20 protein-coding genes and 1 pseudogene are annotated in these 23,647 nt (G+C 66.6%); 11 read left to right on the top strand and 10 right to left on the bottom strand.

The genetic code is table 11. The features are described from left to right. Positions 1-12: 12 nt before the first annotated feature. Positions 13-927 carry a DNA-processing protein DprA gene (locus tag ACPUD7_RS09340; protein ID WP_240689996.1) on the bottom strand — a complete coding sequence of 305 codons (915 nt, stop codon included), beginning with the start codon at positions 925-927 and terminating at the stop codon, positions 13-15. A gap of 210 nt (positions 928-1,137) precedes the next feature. Here ACPUD7_RS09340 and ACPUD7_RS09335 point away from each other — a divergent pair, with 210 nt between their 5' ends. Beyond that, complete coding sequence (locus ACPUD7_RS09335; protein ID WP_135541521.1) at positions 1,138-1,503, top strand: sulfate permease; 366 nt, start codon at positions 1,138-1,140, stop codon at positions 1,501-1,503. Positions 1,504-1,512: 9 nt separating this feature from the next. After that, positions 1,513-1,749 (top strand): hypothetical protein, encoded by a 237-nt coding sequence (locus ACPUD7_RS09330; protein ID WP_135541519.1) that lies wholly within the window; start codon positions 1,513-1,515, stop codon positions 1,747-1,749. A gap of 90 nt (positions 1,750-1,839) precedes the next feature. Here ACPUD7_RS09330 and ACPUD7_RS09325 read toward each other — a convergent pair whose 3' ends face one another. Together ACPUD7_RS09325 and ACPUD7_RS09320 are read right to left on the bottom strand one after the other, a co-directional pair. Beyond that, entirely contained in the window at positions 1,840-3,651 is a 1,812-nt protein-coding gene (locus tag ACPUD7_RS09325) for an ABC-F family ATP-binding cassette domain-containing protein (protein WP_135541517.1), read from the bottom strand. Positions 3,652-3,785: 134 nt separating this feature from the next. Further along, positions 3,786-4,244: pseudogene (locus tag ACPUD7_RS09320) on the bottom strand (ATP-binding cassette domain-containing protein); the annotation flags it as partial. Between the two features lie 326 nt (positions 4,245-4,570). On the opposite strand from ACPUD7_RS09320, the gene ACPUD7_RS09315 reads away from it, so the two are divergent. The 8 genes from ACPUD7_RS09315 (at position 4,571) to ACPUD7_RS09280 (ending at position 13,971) form a co-directional block, all read left to right on the top strand. After that, positions 4,571-5,638 carry a BMP family lipoprotein gene (locus tag ACPUD7_RS09315; RefSeq protein ID WP_240689994.1) on the top strand — a complete coding sequence of 356 codons (1,068 nt, stop codon included), beginning with the start codon at positions 4,571-4,573 and terminating at the stop codon, positions 5,636-5,638. 74 nt (positions 5,639-5,712) lie between these two features. Further along, positions 5,713-7,353 (top strand): ABC transporter ATP-binding protein, encoded by a 1,641-nt coding sequence (locus ACPUD7_RS09310; RefSeq protein WP_135541515.1) that lies wholly within the window; start codon positions 5,713-5,715, stop codon positions 7,351-7,353. Further along, positions 7,350-8,582, top strand: coding sequence for an ABC transporter permease (locus ACPUD7_RS09305; protein WP_135541513.1), 1,233 nt, complete (start codon positions 7,350-7,352; stop codon positions 8,580-8,582). Before ACPUD7_RS09310 ends, ACPUD7_RS09305 begins: the two co-directional genes overlap by 4 nt. A gap of 1 nt (position 8,583) precedes the next feature. Beyond that, positions 8,584-9,867, top strand: a complete 1,284-nt coding sequence (locus ACPUD7_RS09300) for an ABC transporter permease (RefSeq protein ID WP_135541511.1) — start codon at positions 8,584-8,586, stop codon at positions 9,865-9,867. A gap of 74 nt (positions 9,868-9,941) precedes the next feature. Then, the gene (locus ACPUD7_RS09295) at positions 9,942-10,433 is read left to right on the top strand and encodes a cytidine deaminase (RefSeq protein WP_425119739.1); all 492 of its coding nucleotides are present in this window, start codon (positions 9,942-9,944) and stop codon (positions 10,431-10,433) included. Positions 10,434-10,503: 70 nt separating this feature from the next. Further along, positions 10,504-11,793, top strand: a complete 1,290-nt coding sequence (locus ACPUD7_RS09290) for a thymidine phosphorylase (protein WP_425119738.1) — start codon at positions 10,504-10,506, stop codon at positions 11,791-11,793. A 109-nt stretch (positions 11,794-11,902) separates the two neighbouring features. Then, positions 11,903-12,550, top strand: a complete 648-nt coding sequence (deoC, locus tag ACPUD7_RS09285; protein WP_425119737.1) for a deoxyribose-phosphate aldolase — start codon at positions 11,903-11,905, stop codon at positions 12,548-12,550. 344 nt (positions 12,551-12,894) lie between these two features. Beyond that, positions 12,895-13,971 carry an IS110 family transposase gene (locus ACPUD7_RS09280; RefSeq protein WP_135541153.1) on the top strand — a complete coding sequence of 359 codons (1,077 nt, stop codon included), beginning with the start codon at positions 12,895-12,897 and terminating at the stop codon, positions 13,969-13,971. A 51-nt stretch (positions 13,972-14,022) separates the two neighbouring features. Here the strand turns inward: ACPUD7_RS09280 and ACPUD7_RS09275 are convergent, their stop codons facing one another. Together ACPUD7_RS09275 and ACPUD7_RS09270 are read right to left on the bottom strand one after the other, a co-directional pair. Next, the gene (locus tag ACPUD7_RS09275) at positions 14,023-15,858 is read right to left on the bottom strand and encodes a phospho-sugar mutase (RefSeq protein ID WP_425119736.1); all 1,836 of its coding nucleotides are present in this window, start codon (positions 15,856-15,858) and stop codon (positions 14,023-14,025) included. Between the two features lie 63 nt (positions 15,859-15,921). Continuing rightward, positions 15,922-16,731 carry a purine-nucleoside phosphorylase gene (locus ACPUD7_RS09270; protein WP_425119735.1) on the bottom strand — a complete coding sequence of 270 codons (810 nt, stop codon included), beginning with the start codon at positions 16,729-16,731 and terminating at the stop codon, positions 15,922-15,924. Between the two features lie 44 nt (positions 16,732-16,775). Between ACPUD7_RS09270 and ACPUD7_RS09265 the strand changes: the two genes are divergently transcribed. Further along, positions 16,776-17,822, top strand: coding sequence for a GNAT family N-acetyltransferase (locus tag ACPUD7_RS09265; protein WP_425119734.1), 1,047 nt, complete (start codon positions 16,776-16,778; stop codon positions 17,820-17,822). Here the strand turns inward: ACPUD7_RS09265 and ACPUD7_RS09260 are convergent. From ACPUD7_RS09260 to ACPUD7_RS09240, 5 genes are all read right to left on the bottom strand, one after another. Then, on the bottom strand, positions 17,783-21,610 hold the full coding sequence (locus ACPUD7_RS09260) for an FtsK/SpoIIIE domain-containing protein (RefSeq protein WP_425119733.1): 3,828 nt from the start codon (positions 21,608-21,610) through the stop codon (positions 17,783-17,785). The two genes, ACPUD7_RS09265 and ACPUD7_RS09260, sit on opposite strands and share 40 nt — an antisense overlap. Positions 21,611-21,833: 223 nt before the next feature. After that, positions 21,834-22,271, bottom strand: coding sequence for a pilus assembly protein TadG-related protein (locus tag ACPUD7_RS09255; RefSeq protein WP_167854465.1), 438 nt, complete (start codon positions 22,269-22,271; stop codon positions 21,834-21,836). 1 nt (position 22,272) lies between these two features. Beyond that, positions 22,273-22,749 (bottom strand): hypothetical protein, encoded by a 477-nt coding sequence (locus tag ACPUD7_RS09250; protein ID WP_425119732.1) that lies wholly within the window; start codon positions 22,747-22,749, stop codon positions 22,273-22,275. Next, positions 22,742-23,149 carry a TadE/TadG family type IV pilus assembly protein gene (locus ACPUD7_RS09245; RefSeq protein WP_135541495.1) on the bottom strand — a complete coding sequence of 136 codons (408 nt, stop codon included), beginning with the start codon at positions 23,147-23,149 and terminating at the stop codon, positions 22,742-22,744. Before ACPUD7_RS09245 ends, ACPUD7_RS09250 begins: the two co-directional genes overlap by 8 nt. Before the next feature lie 7 nt (positions 23,150-23,156). Continuing rightward, entirely contained in the window at positions 23,157-23,354 is a 198-nt protein-coding gene (locus tag ACPUD7_RS09240) for a hypothetical protein (RefSeq protein ID WP_425119782.1), read from the bottom strand. Positions 23,355-23,647: the final 293 nt, after the last annotated feature.

Here is a 23,647-nt window from a genome sequence, read left to right as displayed (position 1 = left end):
TTTCCGCTGCACTCAACCCATCAACCGAGTAAAGGGCACCTCGGTATCGGTGATGATCTCACCGCGTCCGCGCTTGATGAGCTCATGCGGCCCCACACTCGCCGCCGACGTGACCGGGCCGGGGACCGCTCCGACGGCGCGGCTATGCCGGTGGGCTTCTGTTGCCACCAGCAGCGATCCCGACCGGAAGCCTGCCTCTGGGATCACCGTCGCGCCCGAGAGCGCACCCAGCAGACGGGCGCGGGCCATGAACCGCCACCGGGTCGGCGTCGCCCCCGGAGGAGCCTCGCTGGCCAGCATCCCCAGATCGCCGATCCGGGCCAGCAGGTCCGAGTTCCCGCGCGGGTAGGGACGGTCAATGCCGCCGGCCAGTACCGCGATCGTGCCTCCACCGCCGGCGAGTGCCGACCGGTGTGCTGCGGCGTCTCTGCCGTAGCCGCCGCCGGCGACGATGGTGCGCTCCTGTTGGGCCAGGTCTCCGGCGAGATGCCCGGCGACCTGGACGCCGTACTCGCTGGCCGCCCGGGAGCCGGTCATCGTGACCCGATCCGTGAGAGCGCCTGCGAGGAAGGAGGTCGCCCCGCGTGTCCACAGCAGGTACGGGGCGCGGGAGCCGAGGTCGTTGAGCGCGTGCGGCCAGTCCGTATCGGTCGGGATGAGCGTGGACATACCGGCTCGTTCCGCCTCCGCAACTCGTGCGGGGATGTCGCCCTCAATGCGCGGGGCGACGCGGTTGCGCCAGGCGATCGCATCGGCGCGGTTCATCTCCGGCACCGCGGCCTGGTCGTCTTCGAGCAGCTGGAGCGTCTCGACCCCGCCGAGTCGGTGCAGGATGCGGCCGGTGGCCGCGTCGTCAGGCTCGGCGATCATCGACAGCATCATCCGTGCCTGCCGCTCACCCTTCGCCTGCTCTGCCAGCTTCGCCATGATCTGTGTCCCTTCCCAGACGGTCACCGGCAAGGTGCACCGCCAGCGACCGAGCACGGCCCGCGGGGGCTACCGCGCGTCGTACGCGCGGCGTAGAGTGAGAAGCACAGAGGCAGATTCGCCCCTCACCATGTAGGCCCCCTTTTTGGGGCCGTCCTTCGGGACACTCCACACGTACTGCCTCACCACAGTTACGTGCTTGGAGGCATCATGTTCCGACTCATCTGGTTCGCCAGCATCCATATCCGCGTCTTCATGCGCCGCCGGATGCCGACCAACATCGTGCTCGACAAGGTCCGCACCCGTCGCGGCCTCAAGTGGGGCATCCCGGCGATGCTGCTCGCGATCCCCTACCTCTACACCGCGAGCCTACTGACCGTCATCATCCGTGACGGCGAGCCGGGCTGGCTCAACCTCATCGTGCTGGTCGCGATCTGGTCGGCGCTCAAGTTGCTCTGGATCGGCCCCGTCAGCCTGGTTCTGCTCGCCCGCGTGCGCATCCACGAGCACACCGAGCGGCGCACGGAGCGTAACTCTCGGGAGCACGTTATCGCCGAACCGACGGTCTCGGCGTAGGAGTGCACGATGGGCAAGTACGTGAAGAAGACCTCGCAGCGTCGGTACGACGAACGACATTTCTCTATCAGGGCGGTGCATCGCGAACCACCCGATCTGCACAAGCTGTCGGAGATGCTGATCCGTCTCACGTTGCAGGAGATCGGAGAATCACGAGCCAGTCGTCGCGCCGAAGAGGTTCCCGAGACCTACCGAGAACCCACCCCCGCCGAAACAGGAAACGAGCACAGACCGCCGCAGGCCTGATCACCCCGGTCATCGGGATCAGCATTCGCGCCTGTCGCTCACGAAGCGGCAGGCGCGAACCTCTGTCTGCGGGGCGGGAGCCCTGGCCCGTCAGCTGATCGATTCGGACAGCTCCAGCCACCGCTCTTCGAGCTCGGCGACCTCGCCCTCCGCCTCGCGCAGCTCATCGGTATGGCCTTGCAAGCCCTCGTAGTCGCTTTGATCGTGGTCGGCGAGACGCTGGTGGATACGGTCGATGCTTCCCGACAGCTTCTCCAGCCGGCGCTCGATCGCACCGATCTCCTTCTGCACCGCCCGGCGCTCCGCACCCGACAACTCCGAAGACGAAGACGACGACGCCGTCTTCTCCTCGCTGCTCTGAGCGCTCATCGGCGACGGTGTCACGGCCTGCTGCTCCTGTGCGGCTCGCAGCCGCAGATACTCGTCCACCCCGCCGGGCACATGCCGCAGCCCGCCATCGAGGATCGCGTACTGCTGGTCGGTGACCCGCTCCAGCAGGTAGCGGTCGTGGGAGACCACGATCAGCGTGCCCGGCCAGGAGTCCAGCAGGTCCTCCAGCGCGGCGAGCATATCCGCGTCAACATCGTTCGTCGGCTCATCGAGGAGCAGCAGATTCGGCTCGCTGAGCAGCAGCATCAGCAGCTGCAGTCGCCGCTTCTGCCCACCGGAGAGGTCATCGACCCGCGCCGACAGATGCTCGCGGGCGAACCCCAGGCGTTCCAGCAGCTGCGCCGGGGTGAGGTCCTTGCCGTCGATCTGGAACGTCGTCTTGGTGCGGGCCAGCACCTCGCGCACCCGGTCCCCGCCGATGTCGGCGAGCTGGGAGAACTGCTGATCGAGGATGCCGACCTGCACCGTCTTACCCCGCTTGACCCGACCCTCGGTCGGCTCCAGAGTGCCGCAGATCAGCCCGAGCAGCGTGGACTTGCCCGCACCGTTCGCGCCCAGGATGCCGGTGCGCTCACCCGGAGCGATACGCCAGGTCACCTCATCGAGAACCGTCCGACCCCCGAAACTCACGCTCACGTCCTCCAGGTCCACCACCTGCTTGCCCAGCCGAGCGACCGCGACCCGCTGCAGCTCGATGGGATTGCGCACCGGCGGCACGTCAGCGATCAGCTCGTTGGCCGCGTCGATCCGGAACTTCGGCTTCGACGTCCGCGCTGGAGCACCACGGCGCAGCCAGGCCAACTCCTTGCGCATCAGGTTCTGCCGCTTGCTCTCGGCCGCAGCCGCCATTCGATCCCGCTCCACCCGCTGGAGCACGTACGCCGCGTAGCCGCCCTCGAACGGCTCGACCATGCCGTCGTGCACCTCCCAGGTCTCGGTGCAGACCTCATCGAGGAACCAGCGATCGTGCGTAATGACCAGCAGCCCACCGGAGTTCTTGGGCCAGCGCCGCTTCATGTGCTCGGCCAGCCAGGCGATGCCCTCCACATCAAGATGGTTCGTAGGCTCGTCGAGAGCGATGAGCTCATAGTCACCCACCAGCAGGGCCGCGAGAGCCACGCGTCGTCGCTGCCCGCCGCTGAGCCGGCCGATCACAGCATCCCAGGAGATGTCCGCCACGAGCCCGCCGATCACATCGCGGATGCGCGCATCGCTGGCCCACTCATGCTCCGGCGCGTCACCGACGATCGAGTACCCGACTGTAGCCTCCGGGGCCAGATCATCGCTCTGACCCAGGACCCCGAATCGCACGCCGCCCCGTCGGGTGACCCGACCCGCCTGCGGCTCGATCTGCCCCGAGAGCATCCCCAGCAGACTCGACTTGCCGTCACCATTGCGGCCGACGATCCCGATCCGGTCGCCTTCCTCAATCCCAACAGAGAGCGAGTCGAAGACCACCCGCGTCGGGTACTCCAAATGCAGCCCTTCGGCCCCCAGCAGAGGTGTAGCCATTAGCGACCACCCTTCCCGGCTAGCGCAGTACGACACGGCACGCCAGACCGCCTCCCACAGGCCCGACGACGAGCACTAGGGCGTGACGCCGCCCTGCCGCGACGGTAGAATCGAGGTGTCCGGAACGAACAACCCATCGAATTGTTGGGTTCGTCGAGGATGAGCAGGTCCCAATCGCCGATGAGCAGGGCGGCCAGCGCCACCCGGCGACGCTGCCCGCCGGAGAGGCTGGCGATCGTCGAATTCCAGTCGAGGTCGGAGATGAGGCCCGAGATGATGTCCCGGGCCTTCGGGTCCGCCGCCCATTCGTGGTCAGCGGCGTCGCCGACGACGGAGAAGCCGACGGTCGCCTCATCATCGAGATCGTCGCGTTGCCCGAGCATGCCCAGGCGCAGCCCGCCGCGATAGGTCACCCGCCCGGCATCGGGTTCGATGGTGCCGGCGAGCATGCCGAGCAGGCTCGACTTGCCGTCGCCGTTGCGGCCGACGATGCCGATCATGTCTCCGGACTCGACGCCGAGGGTGACGGAGTCGAAGACGACGCGGGTGGGGTATTCGAGGTGCAGGGCTTCGGCCCCGAGAAGATGTGCCATATCGTCCTCCAGCCTAATTCACCGCGGGCCGCCGACCGCCCCACCATGCGGCCCTCGCTGTTCGGGCCGCTCGCCGTACCCGTCTCAAACACGAGGCCGATCCTGCTCGCATTCCGGACCGGCAGCGGCGTTCCGTGACCGATTATTGCGTTTTCATATCGGTGTCCGTGTTCGACGTGCTAGCAAGCCGTTCGAAACGTCTTCGGTGCATTAGACTGGCCGAAACTCACCAAAATATGACAGATCGTCCAGTGGTTTCACATTTTCGGCAGGGGCAGCCAGGGGCCTCGACCGTGTCCGCTGTCTGTGACTAGAAAAGAGAAAACGTGAAGAAGCTCGCTTCAGCGGTGTCGATGATCGCCGCATCCGCCCTTGTGCTCTCGGCCTGCGGTTCCGGCGGTGGCGGAGATTCCGCCGACGACTACCTCGCCTGCATGGTCTCTGACTCGGGCGGCTGGGACGACCAGTCGTTCAACCAGTCCGGCAAGCAGGGCATGGAGAACGCGGTGAAGAACCTCGGCATCGAGGAGAAGGACGCAGAGTCTCAGGGCGACTCGGACTTCAAGCCGAACGTCGACAACATGGTCCAGGCCGGCTGCAACCTCACCTTCGGCGTCGGATTCCTCCTCGAGGACACGATCCAGGAAGCCGCCGAGGCGAACTCCGACCTCAACTTCGCGCTCATCGACTCCACGTTCTCCGACGCCGACGGCAAGCCCGTGACCATCGACAACGCCAAGCCCGTCGTCTTCAACACCGCCGAGGCCGCGTACCTCGCCGGCTATGTCGCTGCCGCCTCTTCCGAGTCCGGCAAGGTCGGCACCTTCGGCGGCATCCAGATCCCGTCGGTGACGATCTTCATGGACGGCTTCGCCGATGGTGTGAAGAAGTTCAACGAAGACAACAAGAAGGACGTCAAGCTCCTCGGCTGGAACAAGGAGAAGCAGGACGGATCGTTCTCCGGTGACTTCGAGAACCAGGGCCAGGGTCAGGAACTGACGAAGCAGCTCATCTCCCAGGGCGCCGACGTCATCATGCCCGTCGCCGGCCCCGTCGGCCTCGGAGCGGCCGCCGCCGCGAAGGATGCCGGCGACGTCAAGCTCGTGTGGGTCGACTCAGACGGCTACGAGTCGACCGAATACGGCGACATCATCCTCACCTCGGTGGTCAAGGAGATCGCGAATGCGGTCGAGGACACCATCAAGGAAGGCACCGAGGATAACTTCACCAATGAGCCCTACATCGGCACCCTCGAGAACGAAGGCGTCGGTCTCGCTCCCTTCCACGACTTCGAGGACGAGGTTCCTGAAGATGTGAAGAAGAAGGTCGAAGATCTCAAGAAGCAGATCATCGACGGCTCCCTGACGGTCGAGTCTGAGAGCACGCCGAAGTAAGCTCATCGGTTAAACTGCAGGGCCGGAGATCTTCGGCCCTGCAGTTTTCAAATTTGTGAGGAGAACCGGGAGCAGTGAAACTCGAGCTTCGCGGGATGACCAAGGTGTTCGGATCGTTCGTAGCCAATGACCACATCGATCTCACCATCGAGCCGGGCGAGATCCACGCCCTGCTGGGTGAGAACGGCGCCGGCAAATCCACCATGATGAACGTCCTCTACGGACTCTACGACGCCGATGGGGGAGACATCCTCATCGACGACGAACCGGTGAAGTTCTCCGGTCCCGGCGACGCCGTGGCCGCCGGCATCGGCATGGTCCACCAGCACTTCATGCTCGTGCCGGTCTTCACGGTCGCCGAATCCGTGGCGCTGGGCTACGAGCCGACGAAGAGTCTGGGACTCCTCGACATCGCCGAGGCGAGGAAGAAGGTCACCGAGATCTCCTCCCGCTTCAATTTCAACATCGACCCCGATGCGCTCATCGAGGATCTGCCCGTCGGCGCCCAGCAGCGGGTCGAGATCATCAAGGCCCTGTCCCGCGACGCGGAGATCCTCATCCTCGACGAGCCCACAGCCGTGCTCACGCCGCAGGAGACCGATGAGCTCATCTCGATCATGCGCCAGCTCAAGGAGCAGGGCACCTCGATCGTGTTCATCACCCACAAGCTGCGCGAAGTCCGTGCGATCGCGGACTCGATCACGGTCATCCGTCGCGGCAAGATCGTCGGCGAGGCCTCCCCGGACTCGACCGAGACCGAGCTGGCCAGCCAGATGGTCGGCCGTGCCGTCTCCCTGACGACCGAGAAGGACGATGCCGACCCCGGTGATGCGACCTTCCAGGTCAGGAACCTGACCGTCGTCGACAAGGCCGAGAACGTCGTCGTCGACGATGTGTCATTCGACGTCCGCCGCGGCGAGATCCTCGCCGTCGCGGGCGTGCAGGGCAACGGCCAGACGGAACTGGCTGAGACGATCATCGGTCTGACCGAACCGCGCCTGGGCACGATCACCCTCGACGGGAAGAGCCTCGGCGGAGCATCCGTCAAGGACCGCCTCGGCGCCGGCATCGGATTCGTGCCCGAGGATCGGTCGACCGACGGCATCATCGCGGAATTCGCGATCCGCGACAACATGATCCTCGACGTCTACGACCGTGAACCCTATGCGAAGGGGCTCAACCTCAGATCGAAGACCATCACCGCGGAGGCGAAGAAGAAGGTCGAGGAATTCGACATCCGCCTCGGCAGCGTCGTCGACCCGATCTCGACCCTCTCGGGAGGCAACCAGCAGAAGGTCGTGCTCTCCCGTGAGCTCGGCCGCGAACTGCGGCTCTTCATCGCCAGCCAACCCACCCGCGGCCTCGATGTCGGTTCGATCGAGTTCGTGCACAAGCGCGTCATCGCCGAACGCGACTCCGGCACCCCCTGCATCATCGTCTCGACCGAGCTCGACGAGGTCTACGGGCTGGCCGACCGCATCGCCGTGATGTACTCCGGGCGCATTGTCGGCGTCGTCGGCGCAGACACCTCCCGCGAGGCCCTGGGCCTGATGATGGCCGGTGTCCCTGCCGACGAAGCGCTGGCCGCGACCACCGGGACGAGCGATGGCTCTGACCATGCGCAGGCCGCCACCGATGAGGCGGGGACCGCTGCCACCGCAGCGGGAACCGCGGACGACGACTCAGCCACCACCTCGGCGGAGGAGACCAAATGACGACTGATATCTCACCGGCGGCCCCCTCTGCGGCACCGCCGCCGGAGAGCGAGGCCGAGGACGGCAAGCAGCAGACTCTCCTCCAGGAGATCCTGTCGGGGTCCTGGCTGGTCTCGCTGCTGGCGATCGTGCTCGCCCTCCTGCTCGGCGGTGTCCTCATCGCCGTGTCCAACGCGGAGGTCGTCGCGGCGGCCGAGAACTTCTTCGCCGCCCCCGGCGAGTTCTTCTCCACTCTCTTCTCGACCATCGGCAACGCGTATTCGGCCCTGTTCCGCGGCGCGGTCTTCGACTGGGACGCCCGGACGGCCGAACGGGCTATCCGTCCGCTGACCGAGTCGATGGTCTCGGGCACCCCGCTCATCCTCACCGGTCTCGGCATCGCTCTGGCCTTCCGCTGCGGGCTGTTCAACATCGGCGGTCAGGGCCAGGTCATCCTCGGCGCGACCATCGCCGGGTTCCTCGGCTACGCGCTTCCGCTGCCTCCGGTCGTGCACATGCTCGTCGCCGTCCTCGGCGGCATCATCGGCGGCGCGATCTGGGCCGGCATCGCCGGTGTGCTCAAGGCACGGACCGGAGCCAACGAAGTGATCGTGACGATCATGCTCAACTCGATCGCCGGTTATGCGCTGGGCTACCTGCTCAAGCAGAACTGGTTCACGCACACGACATCGGCGAACCCGCAGTCACGCGTCATCGACGACTCCTCGCAGATGTTCCTGCTCCTGCCGGCACCGTTCCGCCTCCACTTCGGCTTCATCATCGCGATCCTCGCCACGATCTTCGTGTGGTGGCTGCTCGACCGGTCGACCATCGGTTTCGAATTCAAAGCCGTCGGTGCGAACCCGCATGCGGCCCGCACCGCCGGCATCTCCGTGTCGAAGGTGACGATCATCGTCATGATCGTCGCCGGTGCCCTCGCCGGACTCGGCGGCGCGGCACAGGTGCTCGGCACCGAATACAAACTCACCGGCGGCATCAGCGGTTCGATCGGCTTCGACGCGATCACCGTGGCTCTGCTGGGACGCTCGAAGCCCTTGGGCACGTTCCTCGCTGGTCTGCTCTTCGGTGCGTTCAAGGCCGGCGGTTACCTCATGCAGTCGCAGACGGGAACGCCGATCGACATCGTCCTCGTCGTCCAGTCCGTCATCGTGCTGCTCATCGCGGCCCCGCCCCTGGTGAGGTCGATCTTCCGGCTGCCCACACCGGTGCTCAAGCGGAAGGAGGACTGAGATGACTGCTCAGACCGTGGAAACCACACCTTCATCCCAGGTCAAGGCGCTCGCGCCGATCGCCTGGAAGTTCCCGATCGTCTACTCGATCCTGGCTCTGGTCTCGTTCGTCTTCTTCGGCCTCATCGGCCGTGACGGGGAGACGACCTTCCGCTTCGCCAGCGGCGGAGACTTCTTCGCGATCCCTGACTTCGTCGTGTCCTCGACCGTGGCGGGACTGGCACTGGGCATCCTGCTCGTCATCATGGCCGCCGTGTCGATCTACTTGAGCGTCAAGCGTCTCGACATCGGATCCTGGTTCCCGATGCTCTTCGGCATCCTCTTCGTCGTGTCCTTCCTCGCCTGGGCAGGCGGCGGATCCGGCGGAGTGATCCCGCTGACGACGCTGCTCGCCGGTGCCCTGGCCCTGTCGGTGCCGCTGATCTTCGGCGCCATGTGCGGTCTCGTCGGCGAGCGTTCGGGCATCATCAACATCGCCATCGAAGGACAGCTGCTGGCCGGTGCCTTCCTCGCCGCGGTCGTCGCCTCGGTGGTGAAGAACCCGTACGCGGGTCTGCTCGCGGCCCCGATCGCCGGTGCCCTCGTCGCCGTGATCCTCACTTTCTTCGCGGTGAAGTACTGGGTCAACCAGATCATCATCGGCGTGGTCCTCAACGTGCTCGTCGTCGGTGTCACGAGCTTCCTCTACTCGACCGTCCTCACTCAGGACCCCGAGCTGTGGAACGCCCGCCAGAAGCTGCCGAACCTGCCGATCCCGCTGCTGTCGGATATTCCGGTGCTCGGACGGGTGCTGTTCGATCAGAACATCCTCGTCTACATCATGTACGTCGTCGTCATCGCTCTGCAGATCTTCGTCTTCCGCTCGAAGTGGGGTCTGCGGATGCGGGCCGTCGGCGAGCACCCGAAGGCCGCGGACACCGTGGGCATCAAGGTCAACTTCACCCGCGTGCGCAACACGCTGCTCGCCGGTGCCATCGCCGGACTCGGCGGCGCCTTCTTCACCGTCGGCTCCGGACTGGCCTTCGGCAAAGAGATGTCGGCCGGGCAGGGCTATATCGCTCTGGCGGCGATGATCCTCGGCAAATGGAACCCGAAGGGTGCCCTGTTCGCCGCGCTGCTGTTCGGCTTCTCCAAAAGCCTCGGCAATACGCTGCAGTCGATCGGCACCCCGGTGGCCAACGAACTGCTGCTCATGCTGCCCTACATCGTCACCGTCTTCGCGGTCGCCGGCTTCGTCGGTCGGGTCCGCCCGCCCGCGGCGGAGGGTGTGCCCTACGTGAAGTGAGTCCATCCTCGGCGACGCGATCGCACCACCCCTCGAGAACCCAACAGTCGCACTCTGCAGGAAGAAGTATCCCCATGGCTGTCCCCGAATCCGATGCTCCCGAACAGGCCTGGAGCGAGGAACCCACCCCGGTCTGCCCCGATGACCTCAGCGAAGGCACCTGGGAGCTGCTGCGAGCCGAAGCGAACCGGGCGATGACGAAGGCCTATGTGCCGTACTCGTCCTTCCCCGTGGGCGCGGCCGGACTCGTCGACGACGGGCGCATCGTCGGCGGCTGCAATATCGAGAACGCCTCCTTCGGCGTCACCCTCTGCGCCGAATGCTCGCTCATCTCCGACCTGCTCATGTCCGGCGGGGGCCGCCTCGTCGCCTTCGACTGCGTCGACGGAGACGGCAACACCCTCGTCCCCTGCGGACGCTGCCGGCAGCTGCTGTTCGAACACGGCGGCAATGAACTCATCCTCAACATGCCCAGCGGACGGTCCCCGCTGTCCGTGGTCCTGCCCGAAGCGTTCGGGCCCGACCACTTGAGCGCGGGCCGGACCGACCACAACGCGAAACACTGACACCCTCACCGAGGTGGCCCGCCGATGCGGGAATCACCTGCCGGTGCGATGACAACGAAGGACTGAGACCGTGACTGTAGAGGCATTCGACACCGTCGACGTCATCGCCGCCAAGCGCGATGGCCAGGCTCTGAGCAAGGAGCAGATCGACTGGGTGATCGACGCCTACACCCGCGGCGTCGTCGCCGAGGAGCAGATGGCCGCGCTGGCCATGGCGATCTTCATCAACGATATGGAACCGGTCGAGATCGCGAACTGGACGCAGGCGATGATCGCCTCCGGTGAGCGGATGGACTTCTCGTCCCTGACGCGGCCCACCTCGGACAAGCATTCGACCGGGGGAGTCGGTGACAAGATCACGTTGCCCCTGGCTCCGCTGGTGGCGGTCTTCGACGTCGCCGTCCCGCAGCTGTCCGGACGCGGACTCGGCCACACCGGCGGGACCTTGGACAAGCTCGAGTCCATTCCGGGCTGGCAGGCGGGGCTGAGCAACGCGGCGATCGTCGACCAGCTCGAGGACATCGGCGCGGTCATCTGCGCCGCCGGCACCGGCCTGGCACCGGCGGACAAGAAGCTCTACGCCCTGCGCGACACCACCTCGACGGTCGACTGCATCCCGCTCATCGCCTCGTCGATCATGTCGAAGAAGATCGCCGAGGGCACCTCCGGCCTCGTCCTCGACGTCAAGGTCGGCTCCGGGGCGTTCATGAAGGATCTGACCAAGGCTCGGACACTCGCGCAGACGATGGTCGACCTCGGCAGGGCCGCAGGGGTGAACACCTCGGCGCTGCTCACCGACATGTCGACACCTCTGGGTCTGACCGTCGGCAATGCTCTCGAGGTGCGCGAATCCGTCGAGGTGCTCGCCGGCGGTGGGCCGGCCGACGTCGTCGACCTCACCGTTGCACTGGCCGAGGAGATGCTGCGCCTGGCCGGCAAGACCGATGTCGACGTGCGCGCGGCACTGTCTGACGGGCGGGCGATGGACGTCTGGAAGCGGATGATCCGGGCACAGCACGGCGACCCCGAGGCACCGCTTCCGGTCGCCGAGCACACCGAGGTCGTTCCCGCGACTGAGTCCGGGGTGCTCACGAAGCTCGACGCACTGTCGGTGGGAGTCGCCTCGTGGAGGCTCGGTGCTGGGCGCGCCCGCAAGGAGGATCCGGTTCAGGACGTCGCGGGTATCGAACTCCACGCCAAACCCGGTGACAGTGTCACCGCCGGTCAGCCGCTCATGACCCTGCACACGGCGACTCCGGAACGTTTCTCTCGGGCGATCGAATCGCTGGACGAAGCGGTCGAGATCGGTGGGGACGCCGCCTCGGTGCCGGAATCGATCGTGTTCGAGAAGATCACCTGAGTCGAAGACCACTTCAGCGTCGGTTCTGTGCGGGCCCCGGCCTCGCTACTCTGGAACCAGCGCATTCGAAGCCACTGAAGACCCTGCACCAATCATCTTGGAGGAACCCATGACCAGCCGTTCGGACGTTGCCGCGATCATCGACCACACCCTGCTCAAGCCTGAAGCCACCCCCGCCGATGTCGAGGCGCTTGTCGCCGAGGCGAAGGAGCTCGGCGTGCTGGCCATCTGCGTGTCCCCGTCGATGCTGCCGGTCACCGACCCCGGTGAGCTCGTCGTCGCGACCGTCGTCGGGTTCCCGTCTGGGCAGGTCAAGGCCGAGATCAAGGTCGCCGAGGCCGCCCGTGCCGTTGCCGACGGTGCCGCCGAGGTCGACATGGTCATCAACATCGGTCAGGCCATCGCCGGTGACTTCGATGCCGTCGAGGCCGATATCCGCGGAGTCGTCGAGGCCAGCGGAGACTCCCTGGTCAAAGTCATCATCGAATCGGCGGCGCTGACCGATGAGCAGATCGTCGAGGTCTGCCGCCGTGCCGAGGCCGCCGGGGCCGGCTTCGTCAAGACCTCCACCGGCTTCCACCCAGCAGGTGGTGCCAGCGCTCACGCTGTGGCGCTCATGCGCGAAACCGTCGGTGACCGCCTCGGCGTCAAGGCCTCCGGCGGGATCCGCACCGTCGAAGCCGCCGAAGAGATGATCGCCGCCGGCGCCTCCCGCCTCGGCCTCTCCGGCTCCGCCGCAATCCTCAACTCCCTCTAATTGCTACCCGACGGCGGCCCAGCAACCTCGCGCTGTGAGTATTGACAGTGGCTGGTCTGGGACTGGCTGGCAGAGTAGGTGTTGGCCTCTCCATCCTGTGATCGTGACTCCACCTCGCGCTGACCCACACAGTGGTGTCGTGACCTCGATTTGTCCGATCACATGGATGGTGCGGCCGGCACCAGCTCGGCCCACATCGGTAACTTGATCAGAAGGCTGTCCACCCCCAAAAGACCGGGGGCGTGACTCATCACAGTGTTGTTCCGAAGTGATTCCTACCCGGACCGGTACCGGCCGCAAGCGGCCGTACAACCTATCGGTCAAACAGGGAGCTTCGAACCGCTATGTCCATTGTCGCGCACTTGTACAGTTTCTTCATCGGCGTCGATACACACGCCAGAAACCACGTCTACACGATCATCACCAGCACCGGTGCCCTCATCGACACCGGCACCTTCCCAACCACTTCGGCGGGCATTAAACGAGCAATGAACTGGGTTGGCCGGCGCACCGACGGTGACCTCGACACGCTCTGGGTCGTTGAAGGTGCTGCTTCGTACGGGGCGGTGCTGACCGGGCACATCGCCGCGACCGGGTATCCCGTCGTCGAGGCCGCTCGTATGGATGCCAAAGCCCGCCACGGGGTGGGTAAGAGCGACGAGCTCGATTCCCGCCGAATCGCGGCATCCGTATTGCCGTTGGATGCCGACCAGTTGCGGTGGCCGCGCCAGGGCGAAGGGATACGTCAGGCATTACGTGTCCTGTTGGCGGCCCGGGACGCGATGAGCACCGAACGCACCCGTTCGATCAACGCCTTGACCGCGCTGGTGCGCACCAACGACCTGGGGCTCGATGCACGCAAGCCGTTAACGGCCGATCAGTTCGTTGAGATCTCGAAATGGCGGGACAGGAAAGAAGACATCGGCCTGTCCACTGTCCGAGCTGAGGCGATCCGATTGGCCAAACGCGTCCTTGACCTCGATGAGGAGTTGGCAAGCAACCTCGACAAACTCACCGAACTCATCGAGGCCAGCCCGGCGGCTGCCTTGCTGGCCGAGCCCGGGATCGGCCCGTTCAGTGCCGCCGTGTGCTTCACGGCATGGTCCCACTCGGGGCGGGTCCGTAACGAGGCTGCATTCGCAGCCCTGGCCGGGGTGAATCCGATTCCTGCGTCGTCGGGCAACACGCACCGACACCGGTTGAACCGGGGTGGGGACCGGCAATTGAACCGGGCCCTGCACACAGTGATCATGAACCGGATGGTCCATGACGAGCGAACCCGAGAATACGTTGCCCAGCACTACGGTGAGGAGCCGACGAAGAAGTCGAAGAAGGAAATCAGGCGCAAGCTCAAACGGTATCTAGCGCGCCGGATCTTCAGGATCCTCAACGCGCTAGATACCGTTCCTCAATCCGCTTGACAAGACATAGAAGGATCGAGGTTGCTGGGCCGCCGTCACGTAGCAATTGGGTCATAGTCCGAAGTAGGTTTTGAGTTCGGTGCTGATCGAGGTGAGACGTTCCCGCAGTGCGGGTTTGAGCGAGGCACTCGCCGAGGTGGCCGGCAGTCGCACTCCCGCGCTGGCGGCCGCACGCGCATCGGCATCGGTGGCTGCCTGGAGTTCGGTGGGCTCGGCCACGACCTCGAGGTAGCACTTGAGCTTCGGTTCCGTGCCGGAGGGGCGGACGATGACCCTGGAACCCGAATCGGAGAGCAGCAGGATCCCGTCGGTCGGGGGCAGTCCCTGGTATCCGGTCGAGAGATCATGGACCTCGGCGACGGGGGAGCCGGCCAGAGTGGTCGGTGGGTTCTCCCGCAGCTTGGCCATGGCCGTGGCGATGAGGGAGACGTCGTCGAGGCGGAAGCTCAGCGGGGCGGTGGCGAAGAAGCCGTCGCGCCCCCGGATCCGATCGAGCTCGGCCTCGATGCTCGACCCGTCCGCCTTGAGGCGCGAAGCCAGGGCCGCGAAGGTCACTGCCGCGGAGATTCCGTCCTTGTCGCGCACCGCCGCCGGGTCGACGCAGTAGCCCAGCGCTTCCTCATAACCGAAGACGAGACCGGCGACGCGAGAGATCCACTTGAAGCCGGTGAGCGTGTTCACCGCCGCGAAACCGTGACCGGCGGCCGCTGCGGCCAGCGCGCGAGAGGACACGATCGAATTCGCGAACACCGGCGCAGCCGAGTCCGCTCCCTGCCCTGCATGGTGCGTCCCGGCTGCCAGTCGGGTGGCGGCATCCTCGCCGAGGAGGAGCCCCACCTCGTCGCCGGACAGCTGCCGGTACCCGGTCGCCGCAGAGGGATCCGGGATCGCCGCGGAGAACCGGTCGGCATCGGGATCGTTGGCGATGACGAGTTCCGCACCGACCTCCCGAGCAAGTTCGTAGGACTCGTCGAGGGCACCGGCCTCTTCGGGGTTCGGGAAGGCCACGGTCGGGAAGTCAGGATCCGGTGCCTGTTGGGAGGCCACCGGATGGAGGTTCGTGAAGCCGGTGCGCATCAGTGCCGCCTCGGCGACGCCGGCTCCGACACCGTGCAGAGAGGTGAGGACGATCGACAAGTCGGACTCCGCCCGCACACCCAAAGCATCGATGCGGCTCAGGTAGGTCTCGACGATCTCCTCGCCGAGGTGTTCCCAGCCGGATTCGGCACGCGGCACCGAGGCGACGGAATCGACCGCCGCGATCTGCTCGGCGATGAGGGCATCGGCCGGACTGACGATCTGTGCTCCGGCTCCTGCCTCGGCCGCAGCCTGATCGGGTTCGATGGCGAGCAGCGGGCGTCTGCCCAGATAGACCTTATAGCCGTTGTCCGCCGGCGGATTGTGACTGGCGGTGACCATGACACCGGCATCGGCGTCGAGGTGGGACAGAGCGAAGGCGAGCAGCGGAGTCGGCAGCTGTTCGGGAAGCTGGATGGCTGTGCCGCCCGCAGCAGTGATGACAGCGGCGGTATCGGCGGCGAAGTCCGCAGACTTGTACCGGGCATCGCAGCCGATGACGACGCGGAAACCCTCCCCGACGGTGTCTGAGAGGAACGAAGCGAGTCCGGCGGCGGCACGGATGACCACCGCCCGATTCATCCGATTCGGTCCCGCGGCGATCTCGCCGCGCAGTCCGGCCGTGCCGAAGGCGAGGGGGCCGGCGAACCGGTCCTCGAGGTCGGCGGTCGCGGCGACGTCCCCGGCTTCGGCCTCGGCGAGGATGTGCTCCAACGTCGTGGCTGTCTGCGGATCGGGGTCATCGGCGATCCAGGCGCGGACCACCTCGGCGTCGAATCCATTCGTGAAGCGATCGGCTACGCGGGTCATGTTCGGTCCTTTGCGAGTTCGCGGTGAGGGGGTGGGGAAGGCTGCGTCGTCGAAAGCGCAGGCTCAGAGCTTCGCGACGATGTCGGCAAGCAGCTGCGAGATGCGCGGGGCAGCGGCGACGCCGGCTTCGATGACCTCGGCGTGGGACAGCGGGGTCTCCTGGATGCCCGCGGCGAGGTTCGTCACCAGTGAGATGCCTATGAGTTCGAGACCGGCCTGCCGGGCGGCGATGGCCTCAAGCGTCGTCGACATGCCCACGAGGTCGGCGCCGAGGACCCCGGCCATGCGCACCTCGGCGGGAGTCTCATAGTGAGGTCCGCGGAACTGCGCGTACACGCCCTCATCGAGGGTCGGGTCGATCTCTTTGGCGATGCCGCGCATGCGCGGCGAGTAGAGGTCGGTGAGGTCGACGAAGTTCGCGCCCTCGATGGGGGAGGTGCCGGTGAGGTTGATGTGGTCGGAGATGAGCACCGGGGTGCCGGCGGCCCAATTGCGGTTGAGCCCGCCGCAGCCGTTGGTCAGCACCAGGCTGGAGCAGCCGGCCGCGGCAGCGGTGCGCACACCGTGGGCGACGGCGCGCACACCCTTGCCTTCGTAGTAGTGCGTGCGGGAGCCGAGCACGAGCGCATGCTTGCCGCTGGCTTCGATGCGCACGGTGCGCAGGGTCGCGCCGTGCCCTTCGACTGCAGGAGCGTGGAATCCTGGGACCTCGGCGGCCGAGATCTCGGCGACGGTTTCGCCGAGGAGGTCGGCCGCCCCGCCCCAACCGGAGCCGAGGACGAGCGCGATGTCGTGGGATTCGATGCCCGCGTTCGCGTTGATGGTCGTGGCCGCGGCATGGGCGGCGGCGGTAGGATCGCTTAAGTCAGTCATGACGCCAAGATTATCAAGTTCCCCACCGCCCAAGGAGCGAGCACATGCCGATTCGAGAGCTGAGCGACGGCGACGATCTGCGCCTGAACGAGGTGTTCGCGGATGCGACCACTCCGGCCGGTCATATGGCCCGGTCACTGTTCCGTCCGTCCTCGGATTCTCCGCTGATCCGCTCCGTCATCGCCGAGGTGGTCCCCGACGTCCCCGTCGGTGCCGCCGCGATCGCGGAGTCCCCGCTTCACCCCCACCGCGCGTGGGTGCACGTCGAGGTGGCTGCCGAGGAGCGGGGCCATGGGCAGGGTCGTGAACTCTTCGACGCCGTGTGCGCCGAAACGCGGGGAACCGCGATCGAGGGACTCGACCTGCGAGCTCGTGTGCAGGCCGGCAGCGCGGGGGAGCGTTTCGCTCAGGCACTCGGGTTCACCCCGCTGACGACGACCCGTGTCATCAAGGTTCCCGCCGGTGCTCTGCCGCCGGCCGGGGGCGGGCGTGCCGAGGATCTCGAGATCGTCGCGACCGGTTCGGTGAAGCTGACGAAGGCGTTCCTCGCCTGGTACACCGCGGTCAACCGTGACGATGCCGTCGGTCCGCTGACCATCGGACAGGTCAACAATGCGTTCCTCTCCGAAGCCGCCGGTGCCCACGGTGCGGCCCTGCTGAACGGTGCAGCCGGGACCGCCGAGGCGGACGGGCTCAGCGCCTTCGCCGTGTCCTATGCGCGGGAGGCCGATGAGACCGCCGGAACTCTGCCGGCCGCGGGCGAAACCGGTGCGGGACATTCGGGTGCCGACCGAGCCGAGTCGGCCGTCGTCGACCAGTCCGTGGAGGAGGCTCCGACCGAGCTCATCCTCGGGTCGATGTTCGAAACCCGCGAGGATGCGGCCGACGCAGCCGGTGAGGACTTCGCCGCAGCCGTCGCCGATGCCGAACTGCTGTTGGCCCGACTGTCCGTCGACGCCGATGTCGTCATCGAAGTCACGAGCGGAATGCCCGTGATCTCGGCGCTCGCCGACAGTCTGCTCGCATCGGGTACGGCCACCGAGCTCTACCGTTATGAGACGCTTTCGGGGTCTCCTGCCGACGGGAGCTGATCGGCGCCGACTGTGCACCGGCCCGCCTTGAGCCGAAACATCCTCCGCCCTTCGTCGACAGTGAACAGACGGATGGCACGGGCCTGAACCTCGGTGACGAACCAGCCCGTTCCCGGCAGCCCATCGAGCGGGGCCCGGCGCAGCAGTCCGAGGCCGGTGAGATCCTGTCGCGTATGCACCCCGAGCACGAGCAGAGGTCCGAGATTCTGTGCCTTGGCCAGAGGGGAACCATAGGCGGGAGTGAACCGTGTCGGCACGGTAAGCACATGGAATCGTCCGTCGAGCGGATCCCATTCGACCGGTTCGGACTCCCGGTGGGCATCATCGTGGACGGCCACCGCGGCCAGACGGCTCAAATGGGCCGCGAGCTCGGTCTTGCCGCTCTGCGGTGAGCCGCGAACCGTGAGCACGGACCCGTCTCGCAGCGGGTCCCACGTGACGAGCTCACCGAAGGCATCGACGCCGATGGGAATGCGGTCCGGCCCAGTGAAAGCACCGGTCATCCCTGCGCCGGGACCTGCATCATTCGTCCCCGCACCGACGAGGCCGTGCGGTGTCGGCGCCAGTGCGGTTCCCGCCGGGTCTGCCAGACCTCGCCAACGCGGTGCGAAACCGCCGCTGTCGGTCGGTTCGCCGAGTGCAGGGGACCGATGGCTCCTCGCTATGTCAGCGGGAACGAGCTGCACATCGGCTCCCTCCCCTCCGCAAGCCTGCACCCGGGGTCCTCGGATGACGGCTCGGAAACCCGGCCAGGTGCCTGCGAACCGCTGCCGGCTGAGGCCGAAGTTCGTCCCGTCCTGACCGGCCTCCGGCGGGAAGATGATCTGAGTGGCGAACCGTGAGTTCCTGCCCGTCATAGTCCGGCAGCCGGCAAGCAGAAGATCAAGACCGAAAGCGGCGCCGTGACCGACCAATCGTTCGATGCGCTCGGCCCAATAGTGGTCGAGCGAGTCGACGAGTTCGGCCCAGTTGCCGCAGACCAGCAGACTCGGAGGTTGTCGGCCGACTCGCGCGTGCGGACCAGTTCGTGCATCCGAGTCCGGTGGTGTCTCTGCCCCCGTGGCGAGATGGTCGAGCACCGCCTGGATTCTCCACCCTGCGTTCATTCCGCAGGTGATCTCGGCCCCTTCGAGTGCACCGGCGATCCGGCCCAAAGCGATGATGCGCCGTTTCGGTCCGGCAGCCCGGGCCATCGACATGAGCACAGAATCCACGACCGCAGGGTCTCCTCCGGTGAGGATCGTCGACCCGTCCACATCCGGGTCGAAGGTCCACAGCTGCTGGCGCTGCTCGGCCGGAATATCGATGATCCCCGTGGCAGCAGCCGCGCCCTGCACACCGGACGAGGCGACCCCGAGCTCCGTCCCGCCGGCCATCTCTTCCGGATCGGGCAGCGGTGGGACCACCACCTGGCGCATCTCCGCACGAAACCTGCTGTCACCGGCCGCGGCGATGATGTCCGCGACACTGACGCCTCGAACCCCACCGGCTGCGGACGGCATCGGTCCCCGCACCCAGGGCCTGACCCGGGGACGGAGAGCCGCCTCGGTGCGGGAATCGGTTCCGAAGGGAACGGCAACGCGGAACGAAGAGACGCTCATCCCATCGTCGATGCAGGCGGCACCGGGCTTGTCCGCGGGCAGCAGGGCGGCGGCCTCGGTGCCGATGACGTCGAAGGAATCGGTCTCATCGCGGACCCGCAGGCACACACGGATGTTGATGTTCGCCTTCATCTGCCCGGTCACGACGCCCAAGGGCCGCTGGGTGGCGAGGATGAGATGGACGCCGAGGGATCGTCCGAGCGCGGTGAGGTGTTCGAGCAGGTCAGCGGCGCGCGGGTGCGTGGCCATCAGCGCGTGGAACTCATCGATGACGACGACGAGGCGCGGCGGCGGGTCGGTGAGCTCCTCGATATCGGCGCATCCGTGATCGGCCAGCATTCGTTCCCTGCGGGTGATCTCGGCACGGATCGACACGAGCGCGCGGAAGGCGAGGCCCGAATCGAAATCGTCGAGCACGCTGTCGGTGTGCGGCAGATCCTGCAGCGGGGCGAAGGTGGCACCGCCTTTGAAATCGACGAGCACGAAACGCAATCGCCGAGGCGGCAGCGCCAAAGCCATCGACAGCAGCCAGGTCTGGAGGAGCAGCGACTTTCCGCTGCCCGTGGTGCCCGCGACAAGGGCGTGGGGGCCGTCGGCGAACAGGTCGATGCCGACCTCCCCGTCGGCACCGCGGCCGATGATGACCGGTCCCGGCCGGCCGGCTCGCCACCGCGCGGTGATGGCCTCCGGTGCGTCGTCGCACAGTTCGCCGAGACCGTGGCTGGGCCAGGGCTGACAGCCCTGGCCCGTATCGCGGCGGCGGTCCAGGGTGACGAACCGGGCAGCCGGCATGAGCGTGGCGGTCAGCGGCCTGCCGGGAACCGGACCGTGGGGTGCCGTCGAGGAGGTGGTGTGGGCTTGAGCGAGAGTGCCCACCGACAGCGAGATCGCCGAAGCGGGGCGTGGGCCCGACAGCGTCAGGACGCCGCGGCCGGTGCCCTCGTCGAGGCGGACGGTGATGGTGTCGTCGATATCGGGGCCGGCGCGGCCGAGGAGGAGCTTGGATGTCTGTGCGGAGTCGGCGGAGACAGTTGTGCCGGCCAGTTCCGGCAGCTCAGCGAGTTCGGGGCCGGGACGCCAGGCATAGCGGCGATCGGACAGCCAGGCGAACGCCATGGTGCGCATCACGACGGGATCTCCGCTGGCCGTGACGGTCGTGGTCAGTGGATCGATGCGGATCGGCATCGCGTCGAGGACGATGCGTCCGTCGACGTGGTCGATTCCTGCCTGCAGCTGTTCATCGACGGTGAGGCTGCTGAGGATCGGACCGAAACCCAAGCACAGACCCGGTGCGGTGAAAGCACTGCGACGGTGTGCCGCCACGAGTTCATCCAGCCGATTGCGCGCGTCAGCGGTCGCCGCGGCACGGTCCCGGCGGCATTGTCGACAATCGCGGGTGAAACGCTTCTTCTCCACAAGGTAGGCGACGTATCCGGAGATCGGGGCGGAGATGCTGAACAGCAGGAACCACCACATGCCGGTGGCTGCGGCCAGCACCACCCCGATGCCGATCGGGATGAGGAAAGTCCACCACTGCGGGGGTCTGGCTGGGCGCGGATCGTCGACCGTCTTCGGGGCGATGTGGACGTCGTCGGCCAGTGCCTGCGGCGGGGACCGGATCTGCGGAGCATGTGCGGCCGTCGATGACGCGGAAGGGGAGTCGGAATTCGGATCCATTCCGCGGCGTGAGTCCGTCTCCGGACTCGGAGCGAGGACAGTCGCTCCCAGAAGGCTGATTCCCTGACCATCGGCGGCATCGAGCGTCAGCAGCTGCGGCTCGCGCGAAATGCACGGGTCGATGACAGTCAGCGACTGCTCATGCGGCAGCCGGGACAGGCTGAGACGTCTCGGATCGACGGCGAGCGCGTACCCCGAGTCCGGTCCGGCGAGGACCGACACCACGGCCGGCTGCGACCCGGCACGATGATCAACGCTGCGGTCGACCGTGCGCAGGGCATTCGCGCCGATGACGGTGATCGGATTGAGGTTCAGCCACCGCCCCCAACTGATGCGCTCAAGACTCCCACCGGGGCACCGGTTGCCCGTCTCAAGGCCCTCAGGCAGCAGCTCCGGGCCGAAGGTGGAGCGGAAGACCTCGAGAGCCGAACTGTCCGCGTCGGCCTCGACGCTCACGCTTGTGACTGCTCCGTTCGTTTCGATGCGGTGGACGAGGCCCAGGGTTCTCATGGCCACAGCTTGTTCGGGGCGAACGGGTGAGGCAAGAGGTCGAAGAGGACCTGTGCATATGCCCCGGCCGTCCGCAGGCCGGCGGTGTGCCAGTGAGTTCGCCGCCCACAGGAATCGGTGTCGGAGTCGGTCGGGTACTCCGGGTCCGACAGCCCGCTCTCCGACCTGGCAGCCGGCTCCCTGGGCCCACTCGACATCCGTGACGAGGCGTACGGCTGACTCGTCAATCCAGGCGGAGAGCACCCCGCGCGTAGGCCGTGGCATGGAGGTCGATGAGTCCGGGTACGAACGGTGAGAGCAGAGCCGGGGAGTACCGGGCCTCGATCCGGATCCGCACCGAATGCGTCCCATCCGCGTCGGCGCTCAACCGCAGATCGTGCATGTCCTTCGGCGTCGGGGCGGCGCTGAGGTAGCGCCCGGCCGCCCGTTCGGCCGCGCGAGGTGAGAACACGAGCCCGGGCTCGTCGCCGGGAGCGGGTTCGAACGAGTCCGACGCCGCCAATGCCGCAGAATCGGCCAGGCCCTGCAGCTCCCGCCTGGCCATGTGCAGGTCGGTCAGGGCGGCGATGAGGAAAGCGAGCAGCAGCGCGATGACGACGAAGCCGATGGCCAAGGGCGTGATCGACCCGGAATCCGATTCATGGGAGCCGTCCGCAGCCATCTCACTGGTCTCCGACGGCGACGACGTCAGTGTGGTTGGCACGCAGAGTGATGTGTGGGGCATGTGCGGAGCCGAAGAGCAGCGGGAAGCCGGGCAGGATCACCTTCGTCTCCACACGTGCGGTGACGAGAGAACCCGCCTGTCCACAGGGACCGGTGCACGAGTAGGTGATGGAGGTCGGTGCATCGCGCAGCCCGAAGTCCGCGAAGTGCATCTTCGCCACCTCCTGGGCCCGAGCTTCGGACGGGTTCGCGTCGCGGGCGGCGATGCGGGAGGCGGACATCGCCGTCGAGGTGGTCGCATAGCTGGCGGCCTGCAGCTGAGAGAGGGTGAGCATGAGGTAGATGACGGGAATGAGCAGAACGACCGAAGCGAAGATGAACTCGATGACGGCGGTGCCCGTGTCAGCCCCGCCAACAGCCTCAGCTCCACCGACCGCGTCGACCTCCTCGGGTGCCTCCAGCTCGCGCTCAGTCACGGTCGATGTCCTCGACGATGGAGCGTCCACGCAGATCCCAGACTTCGGCCGGTCCCCACAGGCCGAGGACGGGCAGCGGTGTCCGCACCCGGACCTCGACGATCTCGACCGCACCTCGTCGTGAGGTCGAGACGGTGACCTTCTGCGCATAGCGCTCGCCGACGGACACACGGATGAGATCGCTCGTCAGCCGTTTCCCGTCGCGGGGGCTCTGATCGGCCAGGCTCGCCTGCCGGGCCCCGGCGATCGCGGAGTCGATGACCGTGTTGCGGACATGGATGACGAGCCCGATCTGCAGGGCACCGGCAAGAATGAGCGCCAGCAGCGAGGCGACCAGCGCGAACTCGGCGACTGCCGAACCCGAATCGGTGACGTCATCGGTCAGAGCGTCTTCGGCCACCGCGTGGTCACCCGGCCCCGCGGACCTTGTTCATCGCATCCTGGAACATCGAGGTGAACGCCTCACCGGCCAGTGCCCACAGGGCGACCACGAGTCCAGCAGTCATCAAGGTGATGAGCACCCACCCGGGCACATCCCCACGATCGGGCGGGTCGACATCGGCTATGAGGTCGGGGTCGATGTCCCGGTCGGCCGCCTCGGTGATGGTGGGGCCCTCACGGCGAGGAGGTGGGGCAGGGATGAGCGCGAGCATGAGCAGGATGAGTCGGCTGCCGAACTGGCGGAACATGGTGTCCTTACCTTTCTTATATGTGGATTGGGAGCAGTGGTAAGTTTCCGACCACTCCGGGGATGCGGGGCATGGCTGTCATGGTGTTACCCGCTTGATGCATGGTCGAAGGAGATTGGCCACCTCGCATCCCGCAACGGCTCGACCGCTGATTGAGAAACGCGACACGATCGCTGTGTAAGGACACGACGGCGTGGCTGTTGAACACG

The organism is Brevibacterium sp. FAM 24630 (genome assembly GCF_049804075.1).
GTDB lineage: Bacteria > Actinomycetota > Actinomycetes > Actinomycetales > Brevibacteriaceae > Brevibacterium.
This window is presented reverse-complemented; position numbering and strand designations above follow the sequence as displayed.